The sequence below is a fragment of the Streptococcus sp. SPS1 genome (assembly GCF_030439915.1).
Lineage (GTDB): Bacteria > Bacillota > Bacilli > Lactobacillales > Streptococcaceae > Streptococcus.
On sequence record NZ_JAQFJG010000003.1, the window covers coordinates 146,996 to 171,883 of the forward strand.

At 40.3% G+C, this 24,888-nt stretch carries 18 protein-coding genes; 2 read left to right on the plus strand and 16 right to left on the minus strand.

Annotated elements, in window-relative coordinates:
- Window positions 1-5 precede the first annotated feature (5 nt).
- From PCY12_RS03900 to gyrA, 13 genes are all read right to left on the minus strand, one after another.
- Window positions 6-437 (minus strand): arginine repressor, encoded by a 432-nt coding sequence (locus PCY12_RS03900; RefSeq protein WP_050238300.1) that lies wholly within the window; start codon window positions 435-437, stop codon window positions 6-8.
- Window positions 430-1,245, minus strand: a complete 816-nt coding sequence (locus tag PCY12_RS03905) for a TlyA family RNA methyltransferase (protein ID WP_301351642.1) — start codon at window positions 1,243-1,245, stop codon at window positions 430-432. Before PCY12_RS03905 ends, PCY12_RS03900 begins: the two co-directional genes overlap by 8 nt.
- A complete protein-coding gene (locus PCY12_RS03910; protein ID WP_301351644.1) occupies window positions 1,238-2,113 on the minus strand; it encodes a polyprenyl synthetase family protein in 876 nt (291 codons plus the stop codon). The genes PCY12_RS03905 and PCY12_RS03910 overlap by 8 nt, the downstream gene beginning before the upstream one ends.
- A complete protein-coding gene (locus PCY12_RS03915) occupies window positions 2,110-2,322 on the minus strand; it encodes an exodeoxyribonuclease VII small subunit (protein ID WP_000043226.1) in 213 nt (70 codons plus the stop codon). The genes PCY12_RS03910 and PCY12_RS03915 overlap by 4 nt, the downstream gene beginning before the upstream one ends.
- On the minus strand, window positions 2,300-3,640 hold the full coding sequence (xseA, locus tag PCY12_RS03920; protein ID WP_173263067.1) for an exodeoxyribonuclease VII large subunit: 1,341 nt from the start codon (window positions 3,638-3,640) through the stop codon (window positions 2,300-2,302). Before xseA ends, PCY12_RS03915 begins: the two co-directional genes overlap by 23 nt.
- Window positions 3,641-3,879: 239 nt before the next feature.
- On the minus strand, window positions 3,880-6,228 hold the full coding sequence (locus PCY12_RS03925; RefSeq protein WP_301351645.1) for a GbpC/Spa domain-containing protein: 2,349 nt from the start codon (window positions 6,226-6,228) through the stop codon (window positions 3,880-3,882).
- A gap of 110 nt (window positions 6,229-6,338) precedes the next feature.
- Window positions 6,339-6,977 carry a uridine kinase gene (udk, locus tag PCY12_RS03930; RefSeq protein WP_001181376.1) on the minus strand — a complete coding sequence of 213 codons (639 nt, stop codon included), beginning with the start codon at window positions 6,975-6,977 and terminating at the stop codon, window positions 6,339-6,341.
- A 110-nt stretch (window positions 6,978-7,087) separates the two neighbouring features.
- Window positions 7,088-7,966: a tRNA pseudouridine(55) synthase TruB gene (gene truB, locus PCY12_RS03935; RefSeq protein WP_301351647.1), complete on the minus strand. Its 879-nt coding sequence runs from the start codon at window positions 7,964-7,966 to the stop codon at window positions 7,088-7,090.
- A 10-nt stretch (window positions 7,967-7,976) separates the two neighbouring features.
- Window positions 7,977-9,251, minus strand: coding sequence for a DUF2130 domain-containing protein (locus PCY12_RS03940; RefSeq protein WP_301351649.1), 1,275 nt, complete (start codon window positions 9,249-9,251; stop codon window positions 7,977-7,979).
- A 95-nt stretch (window positions 9,252-9,346) separates the two neighbouring features.
- Window positions 9,347-10,627 carry an O-acetylhomoserine aminocarboxypropyltransferase/cysteine synthase family protein gene (locus PCY12_RS03945; RefSeq protein ID WP_301351651.1) on the minus strand — a complete coding sequence of 427 codons (1,281 nt, stop codon included), beginning with the start codon at window positions 10,625-10,627 and terminating at the stop codon, window positions 9,347-9,349.
- Between the two features lie 146 nt (window positions 10,628-10,773).
- The gene (locus tag PCY12_RS03950; protein ID WP_301351652.1) at window positions 10,774-11,571 is read right to left on the minus strand and encodes a formate/nitrite transporter family protein; all 798 of its coding nucleotides are present in this window, start codon (window positions 11,569-11,571) and stop codon (window positions 10,774-10,776) included.
- Window positions 11,572-11,710: 139 nt separating this feature from the next.
- A complete protein-coding gene (srtA, locus tag PCY12_RS03955) occupies window positions 11,711-12,454 on the minus strand; it encodes a sortase SrtA (RefSeq protein WP_000078843.1) in 744 nt (247 codons plus the stop codon).
- Window positions 12,454-14,922 carry a DNA gyrase subunit A gene (gene gyrA, locus PCY12_RS03960; RefSeq protein WP_301351654.1) on the minus strand — a complete coding sequence of 823 codons (2,469 nt, stop codon included), beginning with the start codon at window positions 14,920-14,922 and terminating at the stop codon, window positions 12,454-12,456. The genes srtA and gyrA overlap by 1 nt, the downstream gene beginning before the upstream one ends.
- 193 nt (window positions 14,923-15,115) lie before the next feature.
- Here gyrA and PCY12_RS03965 point away from each other — a divergent pair, with 193 nt between their 5' ends.
- Complete coding sequence (locus PCY12_RS03965) at window positions 15,116-16,102, plus strand: L-lactate dehydrogenase (RefSeq protein WP_000204726.1); 987 nt, start codon at window positions 15,116-15,118, stop codon at window positions 16,100-16,102.
- A 392-nt stretch (window positions 16,103-16,494) separates the two neighbouring features.
- Here PCY12_RS03965 and pyk read toward each other — a convergent pair whose 3' ends face one another.
- The 3 genes from pyk to PCY12_RS03980 form a co-directional block, all read right to left on the minus strand.
- A complete protein-coding gene (gene pyk / locus PCY12_RS03970) occupies window positions 16,495-18,000 on the minus strand; it encodes a pyruvate kinase (RefSeq protein ID WP_001042817.1) in 1,506 nt (501 codons plus the stop codon).
- Between the two features lie 58 nt (window positions 18,001-18,058).
- Window positions 18,059-19,066, minus strand: a complete 1,008-nt coding sequence (gene pfkA, locus PCY12_RS03975; RefSeq protein WP_000820862.1) for a 6-phosphofructokinase — start codon at window positions 19,064-19,066, stop codon at window positions 18,059-18,061.
- 82 nt (window positions 19,067-19,148) lie between these two features.
- The gene (locus tag PCY12_RS03980) at window positions 19,149-22,250 is read right to left on the minus strand and encodes a DNA polymerase III subunit alpha (RefSeq protein WP_301351656.1); all 3,102 of its coding nucleotides are present in this window, start codon (window positions 22,248-22,250) and stop codon (window positions 19,149-19,151) included.
- Window positions 22,251-22,597: 347 nt separating this feature from the next.
- On the opposite strand from PCY12_RS03980, the gene PCY12_RS03985 reads away from it, so the two are divergent.
- Window positions 22,598-24,871, plus strand: a complete 2,274-nt coding sequence (locus PCY12_RS03985) for a Xaa-Pro dipeptidyl-peptidase (protein ID WP_301351658.1) — start codon at window positions 22,598-22,600, stop codon at window positions 24,869-24,871.
- The last annotated feature ends 17 nt before the right edge of the window (window positions 24,872-24,888 follow it).

Below are 24,888 nucleotides of genomic sequence, written 5' to 3' on the forward strand. Positions count from 1 at the left end.
TAGACCTACCAATTTTTTACTTGTTCAAAGATTTCCTCAGCTAGACTTTCACTTCTGGCAATGACTAAAATTGAGCTATCATCAGCCAAACAGCTGAAAATCTTGTCCGCAAAAGTCTCGGTTAACTGAGCTTTTACAAAAGCCGTATTTCCTGGAATCACTTGGAGATTGATCATCTTATCCATCAATTGAGCCGATTCGATATTATCTTCAGCCAGTTGCAAACTTTTTACGATTGATTTTGGCAATTCGTAGACATAGGTGTTGTCTCTCAAAGGAATTTTGACAATACCTAGTTCTTTGATATCTCGGGATACCGTTGCCTGAGTAGCAGTGATACCTGCTTCTTTCAAATGTTCTACGATTTCTTCTTGCGTACCGATTTGATAATCTGTCACAAATCGTCTAATTTTTTCAAGTCTCTCTTTTTTATTCATTTTTAAATTGACTATGCGCCCTCTCTACTACTTCTTCAATATCAGCAAGAACCTGATTGCTTGCTGACTCTTCTTTTTTCAAATATGCTAAAAACTCAATATTTCCATGTCCACCTTGGATGGGAGAAAAGTCCAAACCAAGGACTGAAAAGCCTTCCTCTACTGCCATAGCTGTGACAGATTCAAGGACATGTTGATGAACCTTGGCATCGCGAATGATTCCATTTTTCCCAATCTGCTCACGTCCTGCCTCAAACTGGGGCTTAACCAAAGCCACAACCTGACCTTGAGCTGCCAAGACTCGATGCAAGGCCGGAAGAATCAGACTGAGGGAAATGAAACTCACGTCAATGCTGGCAAAGCTCGGTTCCTGCTCGAAATCAGTCTTTTCAGCATAGCGGAAATTGAACTGCTCCATACTGACAACTCGCGGGTCCTGGCGTAGTTTCCAAGCCAACTGATTGGTACCAACATCGACTGCGAAGACCAACTCAGCACCATTTTGCAACATGACATCGGTAAAACCTCCAGTAGAAGCACCAATATCAATCGTTGTTGCCCCTTCTACTGTCAAATCAAAGACCTGCAAGGCCTTTTCCAGTTTTAAACCACCACGGCTAACATACTTGAGTTTCTCCCCCTTGAGTTTCAGCTCGGTGTCATCTGGGATTTTCTCTCCTGGTTTATCAAACCGTTCTCCATTCAGAACTGCTACGACTAGTCCAGCCATCACACCACGCTTGGCCTGTTCTCGCGTTTCAAACAAGCCCTGTTTATAAGCTAGTACATCCACTCTTTCCTTAGCCATTGATTCTCAAACTTTCTACTACTTTTACAATCGACTCTGTTTCAAAGGGAACCTGCTGGGCAATTTCTTCTAATTTGGCATTAGCTTGATCCAAAGTCTGGTTACAAAAGGCAATAGCCTCTTCCAAGCCCAACAAGGCAGGATAGGTTGACTTTTCTGCCTGCAGATCCTTTTGTGGTGTCTTGCCAATTTCTTCAAAACTAGCTGTCACATCTAGCACATCATCTCTAACTTGAAAAGCAAGCCCAATCAATTCACCAACAATTTTCAGCTTCACCTGCATTTCAGGTTCCAATTCGGCTATAATAGCAGCCGCTTGGAAAGGATAGGCTAGTAATTTCCCAGTCTTATTAGCATGAATGGTCTGAAGTTCTTCCAAAGACAAATGCTGATGTTCGCCCTCCATATCCAAAACTTGCCCTGCTACCATGCCTAGACTTCCTGAAGCAAGAGATAAGTTGGCAATCAAGTCCACCTTAATCTGACTTGGCAAATCTGCCTGCGCTATCAAGGCATAGGGATCTAGGAACAAAGCATCTCCAGCCAAAATAGCCATAGCTTCACCGAATTTCTTATGGTTGGTCAAACGCCCTCGACGGTAATCATCATCATCCATGGCAGGAAGATCATCATGAATCAAACTCCCTGTATGAATCATTTCCAAGGCCGCAGCCACCTGTGCATGTGCTGGTTTAATAGCCACCTGCAAGACTTCCAGAACTTCTAACAGAAGAAAAGGCCGAATACGCTTGCCACCAGCATGAATGGAATAGAGAACAGACTCTCGCAAACTAAAGGCAAACTGCTGGTCTCCATAAAAATCTTCCAGGACTGACTCGACAAGAGCTAATTTTTCTTGCGTCTTCATTCAAAATCACTTTCTGTTCCGTCTTCTTGCATAACCTTGACCAAGGTCTTTTCAGCCTTGTCCAGCGTCGCTTGGAGCTCTTTTGACAAGACCATGCCCTTTTGAAAGGCAGCAATCGCATCTTCCAGAGCAATTTCACCATTCTCCAAACTTTGGACAATGGTCTCCAGCTCTGCTAGATTTTCCTCAAATTTCTTTTGTTTTGACATCTTTAACCTCTAATTCTACTCGACCATCTCGCATCAAAAGCGTCACTTGGTCTTTTTTCTTCAAACTCTCAACCGAATCTACAACGGACTCTTCTTTTTTGACAATAGCATAACCACGCGCCACGATTCGACTGGTATCCAACATCAACAAGGCTTCTGAAAGTCGCTTGACCTCAGCAACCTTGGCATCATAAACCAAAGCCATTTGGCTGCGGAGAAGCTTGTCCAACTGACCTAGACGATCTTGATAACGTTGGATTTTAGTAACAGGTGATAATTGAACCAGTCGATGCGTCCTTGCTTGGACCAATTGCTTGTTATCAGAAATCCGTGTTCGTAAACTTTGTTTTAAGCGCAGTTGCAGTTGATCCAAGCGTTGCATATAGCCATCATACAAACGCTCTGGCTGTCTAAAGATAACAGACTGACTGCATTTTTTCAAAGCTTCTTGTTTCTTAGATAGGATATTTCGGACTGCCGTTGCCATCCGTTTTTCCTGATTTTGCAAATGAGCTAATAGATCCAACTTGGTCACAGGTGTTGCCAGTTCAGCCGCCGCTGTTGGCGTTGCAGCGCGTCGATCTGCCACAAAATCTGCCAAGGTCACATCCGTCTCATGCCCCACACTAGAGATAACTGGTAAACGAGACTCAAAAATAGCTCGTACCACAATTTCTTCGTTAAAGGCCCAGAGATCCTCGATAGAACCACCCCCACGACCAATAATCAGCAAATCCAAATCGTCACGTTGATTGGCACGCGCAATATTTCGAGCAATTTCCTCTGCTGCTCCATCTCCTTGAACCTTAGTCGGATAGAGAAGGATATCTACACCTGGAAATCGCCTGCTGACTGTCGTGATAATATCTCGAATAACGGCTCCACTGCGACTGGTTACTACACCGATTCGCTTAGCAAATTGGGGCAGAGGTTGCTTGAAGCGTTCTTGAAACAGGCCTTCTTCTGTCAATTTTTTCTTGAGTTGCTCAAACTGAATCGCAAGCGCCCCAACCCCATCAGGCTCAGCCTTTTCTATGATGATGGAGTAGCTACCACTTGGTTCGTAGACCTGTACGCGCCCAATCACATTGATCTTCATCCCTTCTTCCAGGTCGAAGCCTAATTTCTGATAAATCCCAGACCAGATGGTCGCTTGAATAACTGCATGGTCATCTTTTAGGGAGAAATATTGGTGAGTAGGTCGTTTACGAAAGTTGGAAACTTGACCAGTTAAATAGACCCGTTCCAAGTAAGGGTCTTTATCGAATTTCATTTTCAGATACTTGGTCAAAGTTGTTACCGATAAATACTTTTCCATCTCCACCTACTATTCATTTACTTGCTCTTTCATGGGTATTATTATACCAAAAATATGCCTAAAAATCTCCATTTATGTACCATTATGAGGGAAAAATAAATAATAGGTTTACAACAAATATCTGACAGCTTATGGCATAAGAAAACGAGTATCTCCAATTACGGATATACTCGTTTTTTTGATATTTTAAAAGTGAACTTTTGCCTTCTGCTTAAATCTTTTCGACAAAACCTTGATAACTATTTGTTACTTTCATCTTTACGTTTAGTAAACACAAAGAATGATGCTAAAGTTGTTAATAACCCAACCACAGTCATACTCATGTCCGACGCACTCCCCGTACGTGGCAATGTTGGTTTTTCCTCTTTTGGTGGCTTAACTTGTTTTGTTGGTTTCACCATTTTTGGTGGCTCAACCGGTTCTGTTGGTTTCTCCACTTTTGGCGATTCCACTGGTTTTACTGGTGTCTCCACTTTTGGTGGTTCAACAGGTTTTACTGGTTTCTCCACTTTTGGTGGCTCCACTGGTCTCGTTGGTGGCGTTGGTTCTTTCAAGTCAGGCTTAACCGGTGGGGTTGGAGCTTTTGGTTCTTTCAAGTCAGGTTTCACTGGTTTTTCTTTATCGAACTTGTTTGGTTCTTTTGGAGCAACTCCTAATGGTGTTGGTTCTTTAAGTTCTGGTTGTTTTGGTTCAATCGGTGGAGTTGGTGGCGTTGGTTTTGGTGTTTCAATCAATTCTAGTTTCGGTTTCACATCAATATATTCGTCAACGATAGCCGTGTTGATTCCGAATAATTGAGTGAATGGGACGGTTGCACCAAATTCCAAATAGAAGCCATCTTCTGTCACTTTTATAACACCTGCACCTTTGTATTTGTAAGGTGATTCTTGGTTATCCCATACCGGGTTTCCACTGTTAATTTCATCTAATGTTTTATCGGCATAAAATCCATCATCATGTTTATAGACAAAAGATTCATTCAATTTGATAAATGAAGCATTATGAATAGCATACACAATTTCACGATAGGTACTAGGCCATGTATTCACATTGGATCCATATTTGTTAGTCATATAATCTTTGACTTTTTTGAAACCATCTTTTTTGTACTCTTCTTCATCTTTTACGTATGCTGTTTTCAATTCTGCTTTTTTTGTATTCCACTCTTGACGTTTGGAAGGGTCACTCAATAATCCGCCGGGTTTTGATGCTGTTTCGAGATCTACGTTATACAGTTTCTTAAATTCGTCATTTAAGTATTCGTCATAAACTCCTGATTTCCCATAGAATTCCTTAAACATATCCTTATTGTCTGCGAAATAATACGAATTGTCACTATAACCATGCCATCCTGTATTCATAGAACTCACTGCAAACATAACTGGTTTTTCTTTCGTTGGAATCACTTTCGTTCCATCTTCAAGATATAGAGTTGGTTTCATACGAACTCTTGTACTATATCCATGTTTTCTGAAATCACCATAGATTGATACTGAAATAGTTGGATCGTAGGCAGGAGAAATTTGCATTGTATCAACAGAACTACCAGTCTCTAAGACAGTGTATTCATAATCAATACGTGTGACTTTTTTCTTATCGTATGTGGTGTTCTCTAAGTTTGTGTAAGTCACGGTAAACGGTCTATCTTTTTTGGCAATGACAGGATATGTGGTGATATGTGGGTCTTTGCCGTATTCTCGATAACCTGTTACTGTTTCATCCCATCGTTTGATGATCTTATCTGTCAAATTATTTTTTGCTAATGCTTCATCTGATAATTGGTCGCTACTCAACTTTTTATGATTTAGTTTCCAAAAACTTCCGTCTTTCTGAGTATATTTCAACATTGCTAAAGCACCAGTATCACCAGTATCTTTAACTTCTATGCTGATTTTAGCATTTGGTTCTTTAACGAAAATCAAATAGTTTTTTTCTTCGCTTGCAAAACGACCTGGTTTCTTCGATTCTTCTTCGAATTTTTTCAATTTTTCGTTATATTCTGCTCTACGTTTATCGTTTTCAATTTTATCAGCAGCTTCATTAGATTTAACTTGTTTATTGTATTCTGCAAGTTTTGTATTGTATGTTGCGAGTTTAGCGTCATAATCAGCTTTGGCCATATTATAGTCAGTTTGAGCTTTGTCATAGGTCGCTTTATCTTTTTCATATTGTGCTTTTTTAGCATCCCACTCAGCTTTAAGTTTTTCGTATTCAGCTTTTACCTTGTCCGCCTCAGCTTTTTGTTTATTGTATTCCGAAAGGTCACTTTCGTATTTTGTAAGTGTCTCTTTGTTTGCAACTAACGCTTTGTCATATTCAGCCTTCGCCTTATCGTACTCAACCTTGTCCGCTTCATATTTAGCCACACTTTCATTGTAGGCTTTAAGTTCTGCTTCATATGCTTTCTTATCTAATTCATATTTTGTTGTTTCTGCCTTATACGTAGTTAAAGCCTTGCCATAACTATCAAACTCGTTTTGTTGAATGTTTGAAGATTGGTCAGAAGCTTCAACTGTATGCACCCCAAATAAGATAGCAGAAGTTAAGCATGCGCTTGCTAATCCAAATTTTACTGAGTTTTTGTTCATATTACTCACTCTTTCTTAGAACGATTTAGAGAAAACTTAGTTTCTTTTGATTATTTATTTTCTAAACTTAATACATATACAATAAATTTACTTAAATCTAATTCATCTGATTATTTGCTATTTCGAGCTTCTTCCAAAATCTTTGCAATCTTGGTCGTCAAAAGATCGATAGCCACTGTATTGCTGACTCCCTCAGGAATGACAATATCAGCATAACGCTTGGTTGGTTCGATAAACTGGTGGTACATTGGTTTAACTACACCTAAGTACTGGTCAATGACGCTATCAAGGCTACGGCCACGCTCCTCCATATCACGCTTGATACGACGAATAATGCGCACATCATCATCCGTATCCACAAAAATCTTAATATCCATCAAATCGCGCAGGCGCTTGTCCTCCAAGACTAAAATCCCCTCAACGATAAAGACATCTTGAGGCTCCTGACGATAAGTCTTGCTACTTCGTGTATGCTCTGTATAGTCATAGGTCGGGATGTCCACCGGACGCCCTGCCAACAATTCCTTAATCTGCTCGATCATCAAATCTGTATCAAAGGCAAAAGGATGGTCATAGTTGGTTTTGACACGCTCTTCAAAGGTCAAATGAGACTGATCCTTGTAGTATGAATCATGCTCGATCATGGAAATCTTTTCATCAGGAAAATGCGATAAAATGGCTCTTGAAACACTGGTCTTACCACCACCAGAACCACCTGTCACTCCGATAATGATTGGTCTATTTTGCATGCTATCCTCCGTTTTTTTATCCGTCGTCTATTCTATCACATTTTTAGCAAAATTTATAGTCTGATTTGGATAGTCAAGGGGAAGAATTCCATCCCCACACTCCAGTTAGATTAGATAAAAACCTTCCTTGGCTTATAGAGATTGTCCCTTTTTTCTAAAATAGCTAGCAATTGATTGCCTTCAAAGGCAGCCAGTTCTTGTTCTGTTTGTTCGAGTTCGATAAAACGACCAAAGCGCACTTCTGTAGCCTCTTCTGAACTTAGGAAAACTTGTACAAGGTCGCCTGTCCCAATCTCTATAGGATGGAGAAAGTCCAGTTGACCAGCCTCTACTCTTTCAGCAATTTCTTCCAAGGTAAGAGCATCTTCTAGCTGCAAACCCGCTGCACTTGTTCGTGTTAAGTGAGACATATGAGTCGCATAGCCAAGTTTTTCTCCCAAGTCAACTGATAAGGTACGGATATAAGTCCCCTTACTGCATTTCACACGAAAAGTAAAACGTGCAAAATGACCCTCATAAGAAATCGAACTTGTCCGCTCAAACTGATAAATAGTCACCTGACGTTCTGGACGCTCCACTTCCTGACCAGCACGCGCATACTCATAAAGCTTACGACCATTGACCTTGACAGCCGAATACATAGGCGGAATCTGAGTAATAGGCCCAGTCAGACTAGCGATTGCTTCATCGACAATGGTTTCATCCAAAGGCGACAAAACAGGTGTCTCTGCGACCACTTCCCCACTGGCATCCTCAGTCGTCGTGGAATAGCCCAGAGTGATTTCCCCCTCATAGACCTTGCCCTCGTCCTGCATAAACTCGACCATGCGTGTCGCCTTGCCAACCGCAATCGGCAAAACGCCCACCACATCCGGATCCAAGGTCCCACCATGACCAATCTTCTTGGTTCCCAAAACCTTACGCAGTTTAAAAACCGCATCATGCGAGGTCATCCCCGCTTCTTTTTTTAAGTTGATAATACCGTTCATTTTTGCTTTCTCACTCCCCCTTCAGTGCTTCAAATTTCGCTTTCATGGTTGGATTTTTTCGAGTCAATTTTTTAACAGAGACATCTTCCAATTTGTTGTTTGCGAGACGGAGTTGGTTTTCAGATGTGGTTAGGAATTTCTTAACCTCTTCCATCCGTTTTATGGCCTTATCGATTTCATCAATAGCTTTTCCAAAGTTGGTCGAAGCTGAGTTATAGTTCTTGGCAAAAGCTAGTTTAAAGGCGTCCAAATCTTCCTCAAAATTTGTAATATCAATATTTTGTTCGCGAACCAAGGCCAACTCCTGCTTGTATTTAAGGGAATTAAGAGCCGCATTTCGCAAAAGCCCAATCAACTGAATAAAGAACTGAGGACGGACCACATACATCTTTTCATACTCGTGACTGACGTCAACAATCCCTGTATTAAAGTAATCGTTATCGGCCTCAAGCATGGTCACCAAAACCGCATATTCACAGTTCTTCTCCCGACGGTCCTTGTCCAATTCCTTGTAAAAATCTGCATTCTTGTGCTTCTTCTCTGTTCCGTCCGCTTCATTTTTCATCTCAAACATGATGGAAATGATTTCCACTCCATTTTCATCACACTCACGGAAGATAAAGTCCCCTTTGGAACCACGCGCAGAGACCTTGTTATCCTTCTCAAAGTAAGCATTTGGGAAGGCGAAACTACGGACCTTGTTAAACTCACTCTCTGCATAGTGTTCCAGACTTTCACCGATGGCTTTTGTAGATTGTTGAGCTTTGAAATTCTTATAAAATTCGACTTGTTCACTAGCTGCTTTAAGCTGAGCTTCGTAGTTTTGTTTAACAGAAGCAAGAGAGAGTTCGTTTTCTTTTTCTTGCAAGAGAAGCTGATTTTTAACCTGGTCTCGTTCTTTTTCTAGGTCAGAAAGGGTCTTCTGTAGTTGATTTTCATGTTCCAAACGCAAGGTGGCCAATTGGTTTTCCAAGGCCTGTACTTCCTTATCCTTAGCCAAGAGAGCCTGATGACTTGTCTGTTCAACCTCTTTCTTGGCCAATTCTTTTTCTGTATCAAAGTTTTGGATTTGACTCTGCAATTGCGCAATTTCTTGGTCTTTTTGAGCCAGTTTAGACTGTTGTTCATTCATGGCCTTTTGCTCAGCCAAGGCCAGTTCCTGCTTCATCCGGTCGTGCAATTCCTTATCAAACTCTGCCGTTCTCACTTGGGATAAAAGTTCAGCATACTGGCTCTCATTTACTGTAAAGACTGCCCCACAGTTAGGGCATTTGATTTCGTTCATATCGTTCCTCTTTCTAGACTTCTGTAACCATTATATCATGCCTAAGGGAAAATCAAAAACAGTGAGTCGAAACCCACTGTTTATCTTCTTTTACTTTAAATTTTTTCCAAGGCCAAGCGCAAGTCTTCAATCAAATCTTCTACATTTTCAAGACCTATTGACAAGCGGATTTGGTTTGGTGTGACTCCTGCTGCTTCTAGATCTTTTTCTGACAATTGACCGTGAGTGGTTGTAGCTGGGTGAACAACAAGAGACTTAGCATCTGCCACGTTTGCTAGGTCAGAAAAGATTTCCAAATTATCGATTACCTTGCGTGCTTCTGCCTCCCCACCTTTGACATGGAAGGTAAAGATTGAACCCACACCTTTAGGCAAGTATTTCTCAGCTAAGGCATGATAAGGACTGTCTGCAAGTTTTGGATAATTTACCTTTTCTACCTTAGGATGGTTTACAAGGAAATCAACAATTTTCTCTGCATTTTGCACATGACGTTCGACACGAAGTGAAAGGGTTTCAAGTCCTTGGAGCAAGAGAAAGGCATTAAATGGTGACAAGGCTGCCCCTGTATCACGAAGCAATTGGACACGAACAGCGATAATAAAGGCAGCCGCACCTACATCACGAGTATAGCTCAAATTGTGGTAGCTTGGGTCTTCCTCAACAAATTGAGGGAATTTTCCTGAAGCCGCCCAGTCAAAACGACCACTATCGACAATCACTCCTCCAATAGTCGTACCATGCCCACCGATAAACTTAGTCGCAGAATGAATGGCAATATCTACGCCGTGAGAGAAGACGTTAATCAAATAAGGTGTAGCAAAGGTATTGTCAGAAACAAGTGGAATCTGATGTTTATGCGCAATCTCAGCCAATTTTTCCAGGTCTGGAATGTTAATCAAGGGGTTGCCCAAGGTTTCAATCAGAACAAGCTTGGTATTGTCTTTGATAGCTGCTTCCACTTCCTTCAAATTATCAACATCGACAAAGGTTGTTGTGATCCCATAACGAGGAAGGGTTTCTTTCAAGAGATTGAAGGTTCCACCGTAAATAGTCGAAGCAGCCACTAGATGGTCACCAGCATGGGCAAGTGCCAAAATCGTATAAGTCACTGCGGCCATACCTGATGCTGTTGCAAGAGCTCCGACACCACCTTCGAGAGCTGCAATTCTTTCTTCAAAAGCAGCCGTTGTAGGATTTGTAATACGAGTATAAATGTTCCCTGGTTTCCTCAAGGCAAACAGATCGGCACCTTCCTGAGTGTCATCAAAAACAAAGGATGTAGTCTGATAAATCGGTACTGCACGAGACTTGGTTGCTGGATCAACTACTTGCCCAGCATGCAATTGTAAGGTTTCAAATTTAAAATCACGAGTCATAAAACGACCTCCAAATAGTTTCATTAAGGATATTGTAGCACCTTATGGTATAGTTTACCAATATCAGTTTTCTATATTTTGATATAAGGAGTGGCTATTACTTCTTACGAAATCGAAAAAAGCACGACTCAATCGTGCTCATTTTCTTAATCTACATAAGTATCTTCGTTTTTATTGAGGAAGGCATATGGAAGACCCATCAAGAGGCCTCCTCCGATAAAGTTTCCAACGAAGGTTACACCCCAGTGGCGAAGCATATTTCCAACACCGAAGTTAGCAATTGAGTCAGCAGCAACACTGAATTTTACAATCGCGAAAGAAGCAAAGTTCGCCGCAATGTGCTCGTTTGTTAAGAATACAAACATGTAAATCGCTGACAATACAAGCCAAAGTTTGGCACCACCATCTTTGACCAAAACAAATGAAAGAATCGCAATATTTACGAAAATATTTGCCAAAATCGCCTCAAGCAAGATCAATTCATTTGAACGGCCTAACTTCATCTCAACAACACCTGAAATAAAGCTATCGTGAGTCAGATGTGCATAAGCTGCTGAGTGGGCAAAGCCCCAACCTGCTATCAAAGCTCCGATAAGATTGAACAAGGTACAGTAAAGTAAAATCTCAGCTGTTTTTCTCCAAGAGATTTTTTTCAAGAAACTACCAGCAGTCAAAAATATCATGTTTGATGTTACCAACTCGGCATTCAAGAAAACAATGTAGGCCAAGCCCCAAGCGAAGACAAATGGGAAGAGGAAACGTCCACTACCTGGTGCAATTTTATTAATCAAGTCAGCCCCAACTGCACCAGCAGCTGTACTGAAAGTTAAAAATGCACCTGCGAACATAGAACGAATCGCATACTTAAATTTGCTTTGACTATAAAGACTTTCTTTCTTCTTGCAAGCAAATTCAATCTTTGAGATAAATTCTGAAGAAACCATAATAAACTCCTAAAAATTTTTTACCTGATAATTATATCACAAACGTTAAAATTAAGGAAGCGTTTTCTGTATTTCATAAAAGTTTATTCTTATGAAAAGCTTAAAAAATCAGTGAAATCCAGGATTTCACTGATTTGTATTAATAAAATTGTCTATATGGTTGATTGAAAGCTGTTAGGATTTCATCAGATGTTTGTGAATATTCTTTTGTTTCTTTCAAATCGCCTTTTACAATAATACGTTCTGTAGCAGCAAGGTCTTCACAGGTTACTAATGTAATCTCATTTACCCCATCTCTATCATCAACTTCATCAACACGATCCGGTGTAACACGTTTGACTTCACGTATTTCATAAGTATAAACTTTATTTTTATCGGTTAGATAAATCTTCATACCATTTTTAGCATTATCTAAAGGAGAAAATAACATTTTATTAGCATTATTGACACCAAAAATATGATGACTAGCGAGACTATAATTTCCTTTTCCCATCACTTGATCGCGTTTCATCGTACCAGCACCATAGAAGAGATTGACATTATCAAGCCCTTTAAAAATTGGCAGATTCATTTCTAATTCAGGGACTGCAATTCCGCCGATAACTGGTAATTTTTGAGCATCCCATTGAGAAGCTAGAACAGCTTCCGAAGAGATAGCATTGACAGAATCAAAATCAAAATTTCCTTCTGTATCCTGATTTTCTTCTATTTTTTCTTTTGATACCTGACTAACTTGGTACTTATTGGTATTCCAAACTATGAAAATATCACGAATTTTAGCATTAAAAATCAAAGCAATTGATAGTAGTATCAGAAATCCTGCCAGGATATTTGTCAGCAGATTTTTTCGTTTGTTTTTCTTCTTATTATTTTTTTGAGACATTATGCTTCACCTTCTGTTTCGTTTTCTGTCCCAACTTCTTCTTTTTCTGCCGCTGCAACCGTTGTAAAGGTCACAATTTTGGCATCTTGATCCAGGCGCATTACTTTAACTCCCATAGTTGAGCGACCTGTTTGTGAAATATTGGCAACGTTGGTTCGAATCATGACACCTGTATCAGTGATAATCATCAAGTCTTCATCACCTTTCACAGTCAAGAGACCTGATAGAGGACCATTTTTCTCAGCCACATTAGCCGTCTTCATTCCTTTACCACCACGACCTTTTGTTGGATATTCAGTCGCGACTGTACGCTTACCATATCCTTTTTCTGTGATGATAAGAACCTCGTCCTGGTCTGTAATCACACTAGCACCAACAACTGTGTCTCCCTCACGGAGATTCACACCTTTCACACCTGTGGCGATACGACTCATGCCGCGAACGGCTGATTGATTAAAGCGAACTGCATAACCAAACTTGGTACCAATGATAATATCCGTATCTTCTTCTGTTAGTAATACATTAATTAGCTCATCTTCATCTTTGAGGTTCAATGCCTTGAGTCCATTTTGACGAATGTTAGCAAATTCTTTAACACTCGTTCTCTTCACAATACCATGACGGGTTGTGAAGAAGAGGTAAGCATCATCGCTGCGTTCAGACTCAACATTGATAATAGTCTGAATACTTTCACCTTCATCCAATTTCAAGAGATTGACTACTGGTAGACCTTTGGCCGTCCGACCATACTCAGGAATTTCATAACCTTTAAGACGATAGACACGTCCTTTATTTGTGAAGAAGAGCAAGTGATCATGGGTGCTAGTTGACACTAACTCTCGGACAAAATCGTCATCCTTAACACCTGTACCTTGAACACCACGCCCCCCACGTTTTTGAGCAGTAAACTCAGCTTGGTCCAGACGTTTAATGTATCCCTTGTTAGAAAGCGTAATCAAGACATCCGATTCTTCAATCAAATCCTCATCTTCAAGACTCAATACTTCACCGACCATCAACTCTGTACGACGTTGGTCGCCAAACTTACGCTTGACTTCGTCCAATTCGTCTTTGATGATTTGAGAAACACGTTCTGGTTTAGCAAGAATATCTGCTAAATCTGCAATCAAAGCCAAGAGGTCATCATATTCAGACTGAATTTTATCGCGTTCCAAACCTGTCAAACGACGAAGACGCATGTCTAGTATAGCCTGACTTTGACGTTCAGAAAGCTTGAACTTACTCATCAACTCAGCTTGTGCTTCTGCGTCTGTTTCACTAGCACGGATGATACGAATCACTTCGTCGATATGGTCTAGCGCAATCAAGAGACCTTCTAAGATGTGAGCACGCGCTTCCGCTTTTTCCTTATCAAAACGTGTCCGACGAACAACCACTTCTTTTTGGTGCTCAATATAAGCATCCAAAATCTGACGAAGAGACAAAATCTTCGGTACACCATTTTGAATCGCCAACATATTAAAACCAAAATTGGTTTGCATCTGGGTCATCTTGAAGAGGTTATTGAGGATAACATTGGCTGAGGAATCGCGCTTGACTTCAATAACAAATCGAACACCTTCACGGTTTGACTCATCACGTACTGCTGTGATGCCATCAATCCGTTTTTCCTGAACCAAACGAACAATATGCTCATGTACCTTTGTTTTGTTGACCATATAAGGAAATTCTGTTACAACAATGCGCTCACGGCCAGTCTTAGTTTCTTCGATTTCAGTACGAGAACGAAGAACAATAGAACCTTTACCTGTTTCATAAGCCTTATGAATGCCTGATTTCCCCATGACAAGGGCACCTGTTGGAAAATCTGGACCAGGCAAGACTTCCATCAAGTCCTTGGTAGTCACTTCAGGATTGTCCATGACCAACTTCACTGCATCAATGGTTTCACCCAGATTATGAGGGGGAATATTGGTCGCCATCCCAACGGCAATACCAGTTGCTCCATTGACCAAAAGGTTTGGAAAACGTGCAGGCAAGACCAAGGGTTCCCGTTCATTGGCATCATAGTTATCGACGAAATCAACCGTATTCTTATTGATATCTCGAAGCATTTCTAGAGCAATCTTGCTCATACGTGCCTCAGTGTAACGCTGGGCGGCAGCTCCATCACCATCCATGGAACCAAAGTTCCCATGTCCATCTACAAGCATGTAACGGTAGCTCCACCATTGAGCCATACGGACCATGGCTTCATAGATAGAAGAATCCCCGTGTGGGTGATATTTACCCATGACATCCCCTGTAATACGAGCAGATTTTTTATGAGGTTTGTCTGGAGTAACACCCAATTCATTCATTCCGTAGAGAATGCGACGGTGAACAGGTTTCAAGCCATCTCGAACATCAGGAAGAGCCCGGGCTACGATAACACTCATGGCGTAATCGATAAAGCTCGTCTTCATCTCCTTTGTCAGATTGACATTCACTAAATTTTTATCCTGCATTAATAAATGCCTCATTTCACAATTAGTAAGTAACAACATTATACCATAAATTCCCATCTATTTCAGCCTCTAAACCACTAAAACGTTTACATTGAGAACTATAAGGCATATTCGTGACAAAGTTTTTTAAAAGTGATAGAATGAAGTTGTCTGGGGAAAATCCCCTAATAAAATTAAGGAGATGTTTAGAACAATGACTTCAACTAAACAACACAAAAAAGTTATCCTTGTCGGAGATGGTGCTGTAGGTTCATCTTACGCTTTTGCACTTGTTAACCAAGGAATTGCACAAGAGCTTGGAATTATCGAAATTCCACAATTGCATGAAAAAGCTGTTGGTGACGCACTTGACCTTAGTCACGCCCTTGCCTTCACTTCACCTAAAAAAATCTATGCAGCTCAATACTCTGACTGTGCAGACGCTGACCTTGTTGTGATCACTGCAGGTGCGCCTCAAAAACCAGGTGAAACTCGTCTTGACCTTGTAGGTAAAAACCTTGCTATCAACAAATCAATCGTAACTCAAGTTGTTGAATCAGGTTTCAAAGGTATCTTCCTTGTTGCTGCTAACCCAGTTGACGTTTTGACTTACTCAACTTGGAAATTCTCTGGTTTCCCTAAAGAACGCGTTATCGGTTCAGGTACTTCACTTGACTCAGCTCGTTTCCGTCAAGCACTTGCTGAAAAATTGGATGTAGATGCTCGTTCAGTTCACGCTTACATCATGGGTGAACACGGTGACTCTGAGTTCGCTGTTTGGTCACACGCAAACATCGCTGGTGTAAACCTTGAAGAATTCCTTAAAGACACTCAAAATGTTCAAGAAGCTGAATTGATTGAATTGTTCGAAGGTGTTCGTGATGCAGCCTACACAATCATCAACAAAAAAGGTGCAACATACTACGGTATTGCAGTAGCCCTTGCTCGTATCACTAAAGCAATCCTTGACGATGAAAACGCAGTACTTCCACTTTCAGTATTCCAAGAAGGTCAATACGGAGTTGAGAACGTCTTTATCGGTCAACCAGCTGTTGTTGGTGCACATGGTATCGTTCGTCCAGTAAATATCCCATTGAACGACGCAGAAACTCAAAAAATGCAAGCATCTGCTAAAGAATTGCAAGCTATCATTGACGAAGCATGGAAAAACCCAGAATTCCAAGCTGCTTCAAAAAACTAATTTAACTATAGACAACTCCTTGAATCATCAGGGAGTTGTTTTTTTCTGTATTATAGTAGGTTGAAATAAGATATGAACAAATTAATTTCTAGAAATGTTTTAGCAGCCACGGCGTACTATTCTAGCTTCAATACACTATAAAAGCTAAACATTTTATGAAATTTTCGTTCAAAAAACAACATCCTTTTAAAAGCTATCATGTCATAGCTTGGGCATGAAGACAAAAAGACTACCAATCAGATTTACACTCACATTACAAAAAGTATGGAACAAGCAACGATTTACTCTTTAGCTACAGTTACATTAAATCAAAAGTAAAAACTTTGCTCATATACAAAAAAGCCCATCATACAGGCTAGAAAGCTTGATATAATAGGTTTTTTTCATTTTAATTAACGTACTGTACGGATACGCATTGTGTTTGTACGAACAGCTTCTCCAAGTGGTACACCAGCAACAATAACGATATCGTCACCAGATTCTACAAGACCTGCTTCAACTGCTTTACGTTCAGCAATTTCGAACATATCGTCAGTTGAAGATGGAGCATCTGTCAACATTGGGATAACACCCCAGTTCAACATCAATCCACGTTCTGTCAATTCGTCGAATGTCAATGCCAAGATGTCAGCATTTGGACGGTATTTAGAGATCAAACGTGCAGTGTGACCTGTCTTAGTAAGAGTTACAACCAATTTAATGTCCATTGAGTTAGTAGCATCTTTAACAGCTGAAGCCATTACTTCTGTCTTAGAGTTACGTTCAAATGAATCTGAGTTCAAACGACCGTATTCGTTAAGAAGAGTTTGAGCGTTCTTGTCGATTGTAGCCATTGTAGTTACTGACTCAAGTGGGTATTTACCGTTTGCAGACTCACCTGAAAGCATTGTTGCGTCAGTTCCGTCGATAACAGCGTTAAATACGTCTGATACTTCTGAACGAGTTGCACGTGGTTTTTCAGTCATTGTTTCAAGCATGTTTGTTGCAGTGATAACAACTTTACCTGCAGCATTGACTTTAGTGATGATCATTTTTTGGTAAACTGGAACCATTTCGAATGGTACTTCGATACCCATGTCACCACGAGCGATCATGATACCATCAGCAGCTTCGATGATTTCATCCAAGTTATCGATACCTTGTTGGTTTTCGATTTTAGCGAACAATTGAACGTGTCCGTTTCCAGTTTCTTCACAGATTGCACGAACTTCGTTCACATCTTTTGCAGTACGTACGAATGAAATCGCGATGAAGTTGATACCTTGTTCAAGACCGAAACGGATATCGTCGTTATCGCGTTCAGCAAGAGCTGGGAAAGGAATTTTAGTGTTAGGAATATTCACACCTTTTTGTTTAGCGATGATACCATCGTTTTCAACTTCAACTTCAAATTCACGAGTTGCGTCATCTTTAGCAACCACACGAAGACCAAGTTTACCATCGTCAACCAAAACTTGACGACCAACTTCAACATCATCATAGATATCAAGAGCACCAGCAACGTTCAATGCAATCACTTCACGAGTTGATTTGATTCCTTGTTTAGTTGCAACACGAATTTTTTCACCAGTTTTGTATGAATACTCTTTAGCTTCACCTTCGAACAATTCTGTACGGATTTCTGGTCCTTTTGTATCAAGAAGGAAACCAACTTTTTTACCTGCAAGTTTTTCTGCAAGTTTAACAGTTGCCATACGCTCACCTTGTTCTTGGTGGTCACCGTGTGAGAAGTTGAAACGGAATGTGTTAGCACCAGCTTCAATCAATTTAGCAATGTTTTTAGCTGAAGCTTCAACATCAAGTTTTTCACCCCAGTATCCGTCCTCACCGAATTTTTTACCACCACGGATTTCTACCGCAGGACCCAAAGTTGCAACGATTTTTACACGTTTGTTCATGATTTTTGTGACTCCTTTATATATATGACCTTTTTGGTCTTATTAACTAAATTGTAAATTATGACAAGCTCTTATTCAAGCTAGATAGCTCAATGTCAGCTTTGTGTGGGTTGTTAACAACAATCTTACCTTCTGCAGTAAGGCTAAACAATGCTCCTTCTTCTGCAGTACCAAGAATTGGATTTTCAACCATTTTCTCGTTACGGATACCAACCGCAACACCACCGATACCTTCTTTAAGAAGTTTAACAGCATGCGCACCCATACGTGACGCCAATACACGGTCACGCGCAGTTGGAGAACCACCACGTTGAATATGTCCAAGTTCTGTCACACGAAGGTCGCTTGTATCCCCAGCTTCTTTTAATTTTTTACCAAATTCAGCTGCTGACATCACACCTTCTGCCAAGACGATGATATTGTGTTTTTTTCCACACTCATAACCACATTTAATGCTTTCTACGATATCTTCAATCTTGAATCCTTCTTCAGGAATGATGATTTCATCAGCACCAGTTGCAATACCAGCCCAAAGAGCGATATCACCAGCGTTACGTCCCATAACTTCAATAACAAAAGTACGACGGTGACTTGATGACGTATCACGAATCTTATCGATAGCGTCCATAGCAGTTGTGACCGCTGTGTCAAAACCGATTGTGAAGTCAGTACCAACGATATCGTTATCGATTGTACCTGGAAGACCGATAGCTGGGAAGCCATGTTCAGTCAAACGCATAGCGCCGTGGTAAGATCCGTCACCACCGATAACAACTACACCTTCAATTCCGTGTTTTTTCAATTGCTCAATCCCTTTAAGTTGCCCTTCAAGTTGAGCGAATTCTGGGTAACGAGCTGAGTGAAGGAAAGTACCACCACGAGAAATGATGTCTCCTACTGAAGCTGCATCTAGGGGATGAATTTCACCGGCAACCATACCAGCATATCCGTCATAAATACCAAACACTTCCATTCCTTCTGAAATTGCTTGACGAACAACTGCACGGATAGCAGCGTTCATACCAGGGGCGTCTCCACCACTAGTCAAAACAGCAATACGTTTCATATTGGTTTATGCTCCTTTTTCTTTTAACATTCTTATTGATTATACCACATTTGATTTTAAAATTCTTCTATTTTCCGTATTTTTAGCGATAAATCGTTTTCATAACCATTTCATTCAATTTCGCTTCTAATTCATTGGATTTAGCTACAAAATGATGAGGGGAAACGATTGTTTTCTGTTCCTCTTCATACCTGATGATGACTGGGATTGGGCCTTTATATTGGTCTAAAATACGTGAAATTTCTTGATCCGATTCATGATTTTTCACCTGTATCCAAAAGCGTTCAGCAACTGCTTCTCTTATTTCTTGTGCAATCATTTGCAGACGACCATCACGTGACTGGATTTTTCCTTTTATATAGTAGAAGGCTCCCTCTTTTACTTCTTGTCCAACCTGTCGATATAAGTCTGAAAAGAGAGTGACATCCAATTTTTTCTTACTGTCATCTACCTGTAAGAAAGCCATATTTTCGCCCTTTTTGGTACGAATTACTTTTATTTTCTGAACTTCAACCAAAATAATAGCGTAGCTATTTTCTGACAAATTCCCAATTGGGGTAATCGGGTAAATAGCCTTACTTGCAATAGCTTGTAGGGGATGTTTGCTGACACCTATCCCTAAAAGCTCTTGTTCCATATAGAATTTTTCTTGTTCCGTCCAATCTTCCGATTCCTGCCAACTATAAATGGTATCCCCAAACAAACTTCCTAACTCTTTCACAAATTCAAATAGATTAGCTAAATTATTGAATACTTTTTGACGATTTTTTTCAAATAAATCGAAAAGACCAACTTTTACCAAAGGTTCTAGCAGAGGAAGTTTCAAATAATTTTCAGGTAATTTAGCTATAAAATCTTCAATGTTAGAATAGGGTCTATTTTCAATAATCCAGAGAGCTAAATCATTACTGACTCCCTTAATCGATTTCAGACCTAGATAGATGGACTTGTTAGCAATTTTATCGTGATAGGGAATGGTGTTGATGGACAGAGGCGCTACTTCAAAGCCTGCTTCTAAGGCATCTGTTAAGTAATCACTGTTGGCAGAATTCAACATGACCTGATAAAAAATGTCTGGATAATGTGTTTTGAAATAAGCCAACTGGAAGGCCAAGGCTGAGTAGGCATAGGCATGTGACCTGTTAAAACCATAACCTGCAAACTTCTCCATGACATCAAAGACCTGCTCTGCCTTTTCCGCAGTATGTCCAGCTTCTAATGAACCTTGAATAAAAGAAGCCCTCATCTCATGCATGGCAGAGGCATCCTTTTTCCCCATAGCTCGACGCAAAATATCAGCCTTCCCAAGACTAAATCCAGCAAAACGCTGAGCAACCTGCATAACCTGCTCCTGATAGAGCATAATTCCGTAAGTTGGAGCCAAAATATCCTCCAGTACTGGATCCAGAACAGTCACTTCTTCCTGCCCATGCTTTCTTGCCACAAAATTATTGATGTAGTCACTAGCACCTGGTCGATTTAGGGAAGTAGTTGCTACGACATCTTCAAAACAGACTGGTTGCACACGTTTGAGCAGGCGAATAGCACCAGGTTGCTCAAATTGAAAGATACCTTTTGTATTACCAGAAGCAAATAAAGCTAACGTTTCTTTGTCTTCTAAATCTATTTCTTCGATTTTAAGGTGAATATCTTCTGTTTCAGCAAGCAATTCTTGCATCTTCTGGACAAAGGTCAGATTTCGTAGTCCCAGAAAGTCCATCTTCAAAAGTCCGCTAGCCTCAACTCCATGAGCATCATACTGAGTCAGTGGAATTTCATCTCCATGCTTTAGAGGGATGTAATTGGTCAAATCTTGGTCACTGATTACAACACCAGCCGCATGGACAGAGGTTTGTCTTGGATAGCCCTCTATCTTGCAGGCAATCTCAAAAGCTTTTTGGTATTCTAACTTACTATTTATTTGCTGACGAAACTGGAGATTGCCCTCATAGGCTGACTTGAGATTATCACGGAAACTGATTTTCTTGGTAATTGCGGATAATTCATATTCTGGAACACCAAAGCGTTTCAAGACATCTCGTAGAGCTTGCTTGGCTCCAAAGGTTGAAAAAGTAACGATTTGAGCCGCATGTTTACTACCATATTTATTGCCAACATATCTGATAAAATCTGGACGATAAATATCAGGGATATCTATATCAATATCAGGCATGGTATAGCGTTCACGATTGAGAAAGCGTTCAAAAATCAGATTTTTCTCTACTGGGTCAATCCCTGTGATATTCAAAGCATAGGAAACCAAGCTACCAACTGCGGAACCTCGTCCCATTCCCATATAATAGCCATTCGAACGTCCAAAACGCAGCAAATCCCAGACAACCAAGAAATAATCATCAAAGCCCATATCATGAATAACAGCCAATTCTTGGTCTAGTCGATCTTGATATTCTTTACTAGACAATCCCTTCTGGGCAAGCCCAAGCTCAGCGCGTTCTCTCAACTCTTCTACTGCTGGTCTAGCTGGGTTAAAACGAGGCAGTTTCAAACTCGTATCCAAGTCGTAAGAAATACCTGAAATCAGCTTTTCTAAATTGTCTAAGGCTTGCGGAAATCGTTCTAGGAATAATTTCTCTAAAGAACTTGCTGATATAAGGACATCTTGTCGTGAGCGCAAGGGAACTTCTCTGAACGGTAGGTTTTCTTTAATCGCTGTTAAAACTTGAAGAACTTCTCTATCCCTGCTTTCAAAAGCGTTGACCCGATAAAGAGGCAAAATAGGATGATGAAATTCGCTTGTCAGTGTTTCTGGATAAACTCCAATATAATAATCACAGCCTAGATTTAGTGATTCAAGCTCTTCAAAATAAGGCACAATTACCGCAATATCCTCCAGATACTGGGACAAGACTGACCAACTTTTCTCCCCCTGCATCTTGGCTGTTGAAAGCTTCATCAACTGCTGATAGCCCACACTAGATAGAGCTAAAAAGCGCAAATTCACTTCCTGCTCATCTACCAACACTGTCATTTCAAGACCTAGCAAAGGATGAATGCCGTATTTTTTTGTAATCTCTAGAAAGTCGAAAGCACCATAAAGATTATCACTATCCATCATAGCCAGATGAGTGTAGCCATAGTCTTTAGCTGCTCTCACATACTTGTCTATCGAAATAACGCTCTCCATAAAACTATAAACTGTCTTTGTATCTAGTTGTGCGATCAATTTACACTTCTCCTCTATCCTTCTCACTATATTATACCATTTTCACCTATAAAAGGCTGCTCTTGAGAAAAATTTCATCAGCTTACTAATTTACTTTCTATTCATTTGTATTTTTGTCATCGTTTTTTTATATTTATACTATATTATATATAGAAATAGAAAACATATAATATAAATCTCCTAGAATTTTTATATTATACCTATTACGTCTATTATTACACTGTTCTCTATATTGAATTTAGCACTTTATTCATTTTTATTGGATTATTTACTTTTGCAGTTAACAATTCCCTTTCTGCTTTTTTTTTGATATAATAACCTTAACTATCATTCTATATGGAGGTTCTATGCGTTTTAATCAATATAGTTATATCACTTTTCCAAAAGAAAATATCTTATCTGAACTAAAAAAATGTGGCTTTGATTTACAAAACACAGCCAATCCCAAGGAATTATTGGAAACTTTTTTACGTCTCTTATTTTTCACTTATGAGAACACCGACTATCCACTCTCCTGCTTAGCTATAGATAAAGAAACTAACATATTAACTTTTTTCAAATCTGACAAAGACTTGACAGCAGCTATTTTTTATACTGTCGCCTTTCAACTTTTAGGCTTTTCTTATTTGATTGACTTCGAAGACAGTGAAGCTTTTCGTAAAGAGACTGGATTTCCTATTGTATACGGTGACTTGATTGAAAATCTCTATCAGTTACTCAATACTCGCACCAAAAAGGGGAATACTCTTATCGACCAACTTGTTAGTGATGGTCTTATTCCGGAGGATAATGACTACCACTACTTTAACGGCAAGAGTTTAGCAACTTTTTCCAGCCATAATGTCATTCGTGAAGTCGTTTACGTTGAGTCTCGTGTCGATACTGACCAAAAAGGCTTACCAGACCTAGTCAAGGTCAGCATTATTCGTCCTCGTTATGACGGGCAAATCCCTACCATCATGACAGCCAGTCCTTATCATCAGGGAACAAATGACAAGGCAAGCGATAAGGCTCTCTACAAGATGGAGGGCGAGCTTGAGGTGAAACCTGCTCATAAGATTGAACTAGAGGAACCTCAATTAAATCTCGTCCAACCTCAAGGCCAAGCTGAGCTTGTGACTGAAGCTGAGGAAAAGCTAAGTCACATCAACTCTAGCTATACTCTTAATGACTACTTCCTTCCACGAGGGTTTGCTAATCTCTATGTCTCAGGTGTTGGTACCAAAGACTCTACTGGTTTCATGACTAACGGAGACTACCAGCAAATTGAGGCTTATAAAAATGTTATTGATTGGCTTAATGGTCGTTGCCGTGCCTTTACTGACCACACGCGCCAGTGTCAAGTCAAGGCTGACTGGTCAAACGGAAAAGTTGCTACAACTGGACTTTCCTATCTAGGTACCATGTCAAACGGGCTTGCGACTACAGGCGTCGATGGTTTAGAGGTTATCATTGCCGAGGCTGGTATTTCATCATGGTACAACTACTACCGTGAAAACGGTCTGGTGACTAGCCCAGGTGGCTATCCAGGTGAGGACTTTGACTCCCTTGCTGAGTTAACCTATTCTCGTAATCTCTTGGCTGGCGACTATATCCGTGGCAATGAAGCTCACCAAGCTGACTTAGAAAAAGTAAAAGAACAACTGGATCGCAAGTCTGGTGACTACAATCAGTTTTGGCACGACCGCAATTATCTGCTTAATGCCCATAAAGTAAAGGCAGAGGTTGTCTTTACCCATGGTTCTCAGGATTGGAATGTTAAACCACTTCATGTTTACCAGATGTTCCATGCTCTTCCTACTCATATACACAAGCATCTCTTTTTCCATAATGGTGCCCATGTTTACATGAACAACTGGCAGTCCATTGACTTCCGTGAGTCCATGAATGCTTTGTTGACAAAGAAATTACTGGGACAAGATACAGATTTCCACCTTCCTACTGTTATCTGGCAGGACAATACCACTCCTCAGACTTGGTTATCACTTGATAACTTCGGTGGGCAGGAAAACTGTGAAACCTTCTCACTTGGTCAAGAAGAGCAAGTTATTCAAAACCAGTACCCAGATGAGGATTTTGAGCGCTATGGAAAAACCTACCAGACCTTCAATACAGAACTCTATCAAGGGAAAGTCAATCAGATTACTATTGACCTTCCTGTGACCAAAGATCTCCACCTGAACGGTCGCGCTCAGCTCAATCTACGTATCAAATCCAGCACAAACAAGGGGCTTTTATCTGCTCAACTACTGGAACTTGGTCAAAAGAAATACCTACAACCTTATCCAGCTATTTTAAGTGCTAGAACCATTGATAATGGACGCTACCACATGTTGGAAAATCTCTGTGAATTACCATTTAGGCCAGATGCACAACGAGTCGTGACAAAAGGCTACCTTAATTTACAAAATAGAACTGATCTACTGTTAGTAGAGGATATTACTGCAGATGAATGGATGGATGTGCAATTTGAACTACAACCTACTATTTACAAGTTAAAAGAAGGAGATGCTCTTCGTTTAGTCCTCTATACTACTGACTTTGAAATCACCATCCGTGACAATACCGACTATCACTTGACTGTCGACCTCACTCAGTCCACGCTCACCATACCTCACTAAAAAAGGAGTTACATTAT

Coding starts and splice junctions, on each gene's coding strand:
- xseA (WP_173263067.1), bottom strand. CDS start 3,640: ATGGAAAAGTATTTATCGGTAACAACTTTGACCAAGTATCTGAAAATG.
- truB (WP_301351647.1), bottom strand. CDS start 7,966: ATGAACGGTATTATCAACTTAAAAAAAGAAGCGGGGATGACCTCGCAT.
- PCY12_RS03925 (WP_301351645.1), bottom strand. CDS start 6,228: ATGAACAAAAACTCAGTAAAATTTGGATTAGCAAGCGCATGCTTAACT.
- PCY12_RS03965 (WP_000204726.1), top strand. CDS start 15,116: ATGACTTCAACTAAACAACACAAAAAAGTTATCCTTGTCGGAGATGGT.
- PCY12_RS03900 (WP_050238300.1), bottom strand. CDS start 437: ATGAATAAAAAAGAGAGACTTGAAAAAATTAGACGATTTGTGACAGAT.
- PCY12_RS03985 (WP_301351658.1), top strand. CDS start 22,598: ATGCGTTTTAATCAATATAGTTATATCACTTTTCCAAAAGAAAATATC.
- pyk (WP_001042817.1), bottom strand. CDS start 18,000: ATGAACAAACGTGTAAAAATCGTTGCAACTTTGGGTCCTGCGGTAGAA.
- srtA (WP_000078843.1), bottom strand. CDS start 12,454: ATGTCTCAAAAAAATAATAAGAAGAAAAACAAACGAAAAAATCTGCTG.
- PCY12_RS03950 (WP_301351652.1), bottom strand. CDS start 11,571: ATGGTTTCTTCAGAATTTATCTCAAAGATTGAATTTGCTTGCAAGAAG.
- PCY12_RS03910 (WP_301351644.1), bottom strand. CDS start 2,113: ATGAAGACGCAAGAAAAATTAGCTCTTGTCGAGTCAGTCCTGGAAGAT.
- PCY12_RS03945 (WP_301351651.1), bottom strand. CDS start 10,627: ATGACTCGTGATTTTAAATTTGAAACCTTACAATTGCATGCTGGGCAA.
- pfkA (WP_000820862.1), bottom strand. CDS start 19,066: ATGAAACGTATTGCTGTTTTGACTAGTGGTGGAGACGCCCCTGGTATG.
- PCY12_RS03940 (WP_301351649.1), bottom strand. CDS start 9,251: ATGAACGAAATCAAATGCCCTAACTGTGGGGCAGTCTTTACAGTAAAT.
- gyrA (WP_301351654.1), bottom strand. CDS start 14,922: ATGCAGGATAAAAATTTAGTGAATGTCAATCTGACAAAGGAGATGAAG.
- PCY12_RS03905 (WP_301351642.1), bottom strand. CDS start 1,245: ATGGCTAAGGAAAGAGTGGATGTACTAGCTTATAAACAGGGCTTGTTT.
- udk (WP_001181376.1), bottom strand. CDS start 6,977: ATGCAAAATAGACCAATCATTATCGGAGTGACAGGTGGTTCTGGTGGT.
- PCY12_RS03915 (WP_000043226.1), bottom strand. CDS start 2,322: ATGTCAAAACAAAAGAAATTTGAGGAAAATCTAGCAGAGCTGGAGACC.